The organism is Candidatus Polarisedimenticolia bacterium (genome assembly GCA_036001465.1).
In the GTDB taxonomy this organism is placed as follows: Bacteria; Acidobacteriota; Polarisedimenticolia; order Gp22-AA2; family Gp22-AA2; genus Gp22-AA3.
Map to the genome: position 1 here is coordinate 1 of DASYUH010000079.1, position 5481 is coordinate 5481.

Consider the following 5481-nt stretch of genomic DNA (forward strand, 5'->3'; position numbering starts at 1 on the left):
CACCTCCTCAAGGACCGGTTCACGCTGGGGGGTGACGCGGCCGCGGTTGCAGGCCCGGTCGGGCGAACGGCGAAGGCCGCCACCGACGCCCAGTTGCACGCCCAGATCCTGTCGTGGTCCCGCTCACGAGGCGTCTTCCTCGGGGCCGCCCTCGAGGGCGCGGTCGTGAAGCCGGACACGGAAGCCAACGCGACGTTCTATGGGACCCCCGTGACGGCGCACGAGCTCCTGCTGGACCACTCCGTTCCCACGCCGGCCTCCGCGGCGCCGTTCGTGAAAGTCGCGTCGAGGTACTCCCGCCCCGAGCGCGGGTAGGGAACCCAGACGCCGGCCCCCGTTCCCTTCCGGGCGCGGTGGTCGGCGTCGCCATCCGGGGCTAGACTCGTGCATGACACTGGGCACGAGGCTCATTCTCTATCTCGCGGGTCCCCTCATCCTGGTGATGGTCCTGTTCGGTTACATCGACCAGCGCAAGAGCCGCGAGCTCCTCCAGGATGAGCTCGCCCGCGAAGGGCGCGCCCTGGCCCTGACGGTCCAGATCGCCCTGGAGGACGCCTTGCGCGACGGGCAGATCGAGGACGTGCGCGCCCTGATCGACAAGGTCACGGGGTACGAGCGGGTCCTTGGACTGCGGATCTTCGACAAGCAGGGGACGGTCATCTACGATCCCCCCCACCTGAAGCCCTATCCTTTTCTTGCGGCCGAGGCCCTGCGCACCGCCCTGGAGAAGGGGACCCCCTCCGCGACCCCCGGCCGTCTCGACGATCAGCTCGTCCTGACGTTCATCGTGCCGCTGCGCGACACCAAGGGACAGATCCTCGGCGCCCTGCAGCTTCTCCAGCTCGAGTCGTACATCGAGGAGGACGCGCGCGCCGCACGCAACTCGATCATGACGCTGACGACGCTCATGATCCTGGTCACGACCGGCATCGTCTTCCTGGTGACCCGTGTCAGCGTGGCGCGGCCGATCGCGGACCTGGCCTCGAGCTTTCGCGAGGTCGGCTCGGGGGACCTGCGCGCCCGCGTGCCGGTGCGCCGCACCGACGAGTTCGGCCGGCTGGCGCAGGAATTCAACGGCATGTGCCAGCGCCTGGAGGCGTCGCAGCGTTTCCTGGTGGAGGAGCAGGAGGAGCGGCGGCGGATGGAGGCGCGCATGCGCCACGCCGAGCGTCTGGCCGCGATCGGCCGCCTGGCGGCCGGGCTGGCTCACGAGATCGGCACGCCCTTGAACATCATCGGCGGAAGGGCCGAGCGGCTGTTGCGCTCCATGGGCGAGAACGAGCCGGCGACGCGCAGCCTGAAGATCATCTGCGCGCAGATGGAGCGGATCGCGCGGATCGTCCGCGACATGCTGGAGTTCGCGCGCATGCGCGAGCCGCGTCTGGCGAAGACCGATCTCGCCCCGATCCTCGCCAGGGTCCTCGAGCTCCTCGGGCAGAAGTTCGAGGAGGGAAGGGTGCGGGTCGTCGCGAACCTGACCGGAGGCGCCGGGGCGGTCCTGACCGACGCCGATCAGATCCATCAGGTCTTCCTGAACCTGGGCACCAACGCGCTGGATGCGATGCCGCACGGCGGGACCCTGCGGGTTTCGGCGCAACGCGTCGTCAGGACGCACCCCGAAGGGAACGGCGACCCGCAGCCGTTCATCGCCGTCGCGTTCGAGGACACCGGGACGGGTATTGCGCCGGAGGACCTGAATCACGTGTTCGACCCGTTCTTCACCACCAAGGACGTCGGCCGCGGGACCGGCCTGGGGTTGTCGGTCTCCTACGGCATCGTGCGCGAGCACGGCGGCTTCTTCGACATCGAGAGCGAGCCCGGACGCGGGACCCGGCTGACCGTGTGCCTGCCCGAGGTCTCGCCGCAGGCCGGCGCGCTCCCCAGGGACATGGCGTCGTGACGGACAACGGCACCTTGCTGGTCGTCGAGGACGACGAGGAGATGCGGCTCTTCCTCGAGGAGGAGCTGCACGATCGAGGCTTCCGGGTGATCGGGGCCAGGCGCGGCCCCGAGGCGCTGGACCGGCTGTCCGAGGGACCGGTCGACGCGGTGATCACCGATCTGAGGATGCCCGACATGCAGGGGGACGAGCTGCTCGCCGAGCTTCGGGCCCGCGACCGCGATCTCCCCGTCGTGATGATCACCGCCTTCGGCAGCATCGAGACGGCGGTCGGGGCGATCAAGGCCGGCGCGTACCACTACCTCGCGAAGCCGTTCCGGATGGAGTGCCTCCTGGCCACCGTGGAAAGCGCCCTGAGGGAAAAGCACCTCAGGGACGAGGTGCGGCGCCTGCGGGAGGCGTTCGAGGAGCGGCGCTTCGCCATCGTGGCGCAGAGCCCCGGGATGAAACAGGTGCTCGATCTCGTGCGGCGGGCGGCGACGGCCGACACCCCCGTGCTCCTGACGGGCGAGAGCGGCACCGGCAAGGAGCTCCTGGCGCGCGCCCTGCACTCCGGCAGCCGGCGGAGCTCCCGGCCGTTCCTGGCGGTCAACTGCTCGGCCATTCCGGAGACGCTCCTCGAGAGCCAGCTGTTCGGGCACCGGCGCGGCGCGTTCACCGACGCCCGCGAAGACCGGCGCGGTCTGCTCATGGAAGCGCAGGGCGGGACCGTCCTCCTGGACGAAATCGGCGACATGCAGGCTTCGCTGCAGGCCAAGATCCTGAGGGTCTTGCAGGAGAAGGAGGTTCACCCCCTGGGAGCCCCCGCTCCGATCCCGGTCGACGTGCGGATCGTCGCGGCGACGCATCGCGACCTGGAGTCGCTGGTCGCCGGCGGCCGATTCCGTCATGACCTGTACTACCGTCTGAACGTGATCACCATCCGGGTGCCGCCTCTGCGCGAGCGCATGGACGATCTGGTGCCGCTCATCGCGCATTTCCTCGAAAAGCACGGCCGGCGCCTGGGTCGATCGGGCTGCGCCCTGTCTCCCGAGGCGATGGACGCGCTGCTCCGGCACTCCTGGCCGGGGAACGCGCGCGAGCTGGAGAACGTGATCGAGCGCGCCCTGGTCCTCGGTCGCGACGACGTGCTGCGCCTTGACGATCTGCCCGAGAGCCTGCGCACGCGTCCCGCGTCCGTCACGGCGGCTGGCGGGCCGCCGCGGCCCCTCTCGGAGGTGGAGCGCGACCACATCGTGCGCACGATGCGCGAGGTGCGCGGCAACAAGGCGGCCGCGGCGCGCCTTCTGGGTCTCGATCGCAAGACGCTCTACCGCAAGCTCGAGCTCTACGGGATCGGAGCCACCCGGACACGCGACCTGCCCTGAATCGCCACGCACGTGGCGAAGCGCCACAGTCGGTTCACGCCGCGCCCGGGCCCGGCCTTCCCCGCCCGACTGCACAACATCCGACTCTGCAGCAGTTTCCCTCGGAGAGCCGGTCTGGCATGCGCCTCGCAATGCCACGAGGCGTGCGCCGATTCGGGCGTCTCGAGGTGAACGATGGAACAGGCAGGGTTGCTGGGAACGGTTGGGGACGAGCGGCGGATCCAGACGGCGGGGGCCGACCTGGACGAGGCGCGCGTCCTGGTCGTGGAAGACGATGATGCGATGCGCGCCTTCCTCGATGAGTCGCTCCGGGAGGAGGGGTATGTCGTCCGGACCGCCTCCAGTACGTATACGGGATTCCTGACCCTCCTGGGAGACCCGATCGACGTCCTGGTGGTGGACTGGAAGATGCCCGCCCTGGATGGTTTCGCGCTCCTGTCCGCCGTCAGGCGCTGCTACCCGGAGATTCCGGTCATCTTCGTCACGGCGTTCGCGCGCCCGGACGTCGCGAGGCGGGCGCTGCTTTCCGGGGCGTTCGCCTTCCTTCCCAAGCCGTTCCGCCTGAGCGTGCTGGTCGCGGAGATTCAACGGGCGCTCAACGCCGGGCCACCTCAAGGAGGAGAGAGAGGGGATCCCTCCGCCTGGCAGCGCCCTTCCCGGAGTGCCGCGCGGCGCGACGGGCCGGATCGCGAGGGCCCGATCGATCCACCGGACCGCGCCGCATCGGAGTGAGACCCACGATGAACCCCCGGACGACTCCATCGCGCGCCCACGACGTTCCAGGGGATCGGCCTCCCTCTCCGAATTCCGTCCGCGAGGTTCGCCACCGGATCAGGCCGAGGAAGGGGACTCCCGTCGCGGCCGGCCAGATGGACGCCTCGCGCCTCTACCGGGTCGTCCTGCACTGCACCTACGAAGTCAAAACGCGTTAAGCGCGGGAGGAGGTGAGACGGACCATGGCACGGTTCCACATCCAGGACGTCAAGTTGCTCGAAACCACCCCGACGTCTCCCGGTGTTCTTCGAACGAAGATCGGCGAGATGATCCTGCACAGCACGGTCGCGCGGGCGAAGGTGGACTCGATCAACCCGGAAACCGGCGAGTATCGCGTGGTGCTCCAGGGAACCTTGGATCGCGAAGAAGGGAAGTTCGAAGAGAAGTGACCCTCCTTGCAGACAGGCGGGGCCCCCGGCCGCGGGGGCCCCGCGGGTCTCGCCATGCGTAACCATCCCGAGGTGCAGGTCATCGAGACCGCGTACGGTCCTCTGGATCGGGCGGCTTCATTGAACCGCAGGATGGCCCGCGGCGGGGCGCTCCTGCGGGCCACCCTCGACGTTCGGTGGGACGATCCCGGGGCGGTCCAGGTCCTGACCGGCGTCGAGGCGGCGCTGGTCGCATTCTCCCCATCATTCCGCTGGCACCAGTGCCGCGGGCCTCACGCCTACCACGTGTTCGCCCGGGATCGGCCGCCGGTTCCCGTCGCCGCCGGGGGCCACACGGACGGGCAGGGGAGCCGCGACATGCCATTCGATGCGGGCCTCGCGCTGGCCCATCTGATCGAGCATGCCGTGATCGATTTCGAGTCCGCGATCACCCACGAGAGACGAATCAGCGGCGTCACCGGGGCGCGTCTCAGGCCGCCGGGTCGTTACGACGTGATGGTGGAGTGTCCCGAACCCGCCGTCGGTCGGCTGTGCCTGGCCATGGCCATCGTGTCCCTCACCGGCGCGGCGGACTCGCACCCGCCGGGGCGCCGCGAGCAGGATCTCCTCGCGACGGCGCGGGCGACCTACCGCCATCCGGGACAGGTCTGGACCCCGCCCGGACTGGCACGCGTCCTCGGCTGGCCGATCGCGCGCGCCGAGGACGCCCTGTCCTCCCTGCGCGATCTCGGCTACCTGGCGCCGCTCCCCAGCACCATGAACTTCAGCGGAGTGCCGTGCTATCGGGTGGCTACATGAGGTGTCCTCAATCACGGCGGCGGGGACCGGCCGCCTCGTCCAATCCGGCTCGCGTCTGACGTCCAAGAGCTCCCGAGACATGTCGCAAATTCGCCGCCGTTTGCGTTAATGCATCGGGGTCTTCCCCGGCATCAAGAAGGGGGCCTTCGTCGTGGGCGGCGAGTTCGGTCACGGCGTCTTCACCTGTCGCGAGAAGAGCGGCGGGATGGGCGCACCCGCGTTCTTCAGCCTCGGCGCGGGGAGCGTGGGGTGG

At 69.6% G+C, this 5481-nt stretch carries 6 protein-coding genes; all 6 read left to right on the forward strand.

Features of this window, described 5'->3' with window-relative positions; all coding sequences use genetic code 11:
* A partial coding sequence (locus VGV60_14685; protein ID HEV8702518.1) for a lipid-binding SYLF domain-containing protein occupies positions 1–315 on the forward strand: 315 nt, incomplete at its 5' end.
* A gap of 73 nt (positions 316–388) precedes the next feature.
* Complete coding sequence (locus VGV60_14690) at positions 389–1900, forward strand: ATP-binding protein (protein HEV8702519.1); 1512 nt, start codon at positions 389–391, stop codon at positions 1898–1900.
* Positions 1897–3267, forward strand: a complete 1371-nt coding sequence (locus tag VGV60_14695; protein HEV8702520.1) for a sigma-54 dependent transcriptional regulator — start codon at positions 1897–1899, stop codon at positions 3265–3267. Before VGV60_14690 ends, VGV60_14695 begins: the two co-directional genes overlap by 4 nt.
* A 174-nt stretch (positions 3268–3441) precedes the next feature.
* A complete protein-coding gene (locus VGV60_14700) occupies positions 3442–3999 on the forward strand; it encodes a response regulator (protein HEV8702521.1) in 558 nt (185 codons plus the stop codon).
* A gap of 224 nt (positions 4000–4223) precedes the next feature.
* Positions 4224–4430, forward strand: a complete 207-nt coding sequence (locus VGV60_14705; GenBank protein HEV8702522.1) for a hypothetical protein — start codon at positions 4224–4226, stop codon at positions 4428–4430.
* A gap of 54 nt (positions 4431–4484) precedes the next feature.
* Entirely contained in the window at positions 4485–5228 is a 744-nt protein-coding gene (locus tag VGV60_14710) for a hypothetical protein (protein HEV8702523.1), read from the forward strand.
* Positions 5229–5481 lie beyond the last annotated feature (253 nt).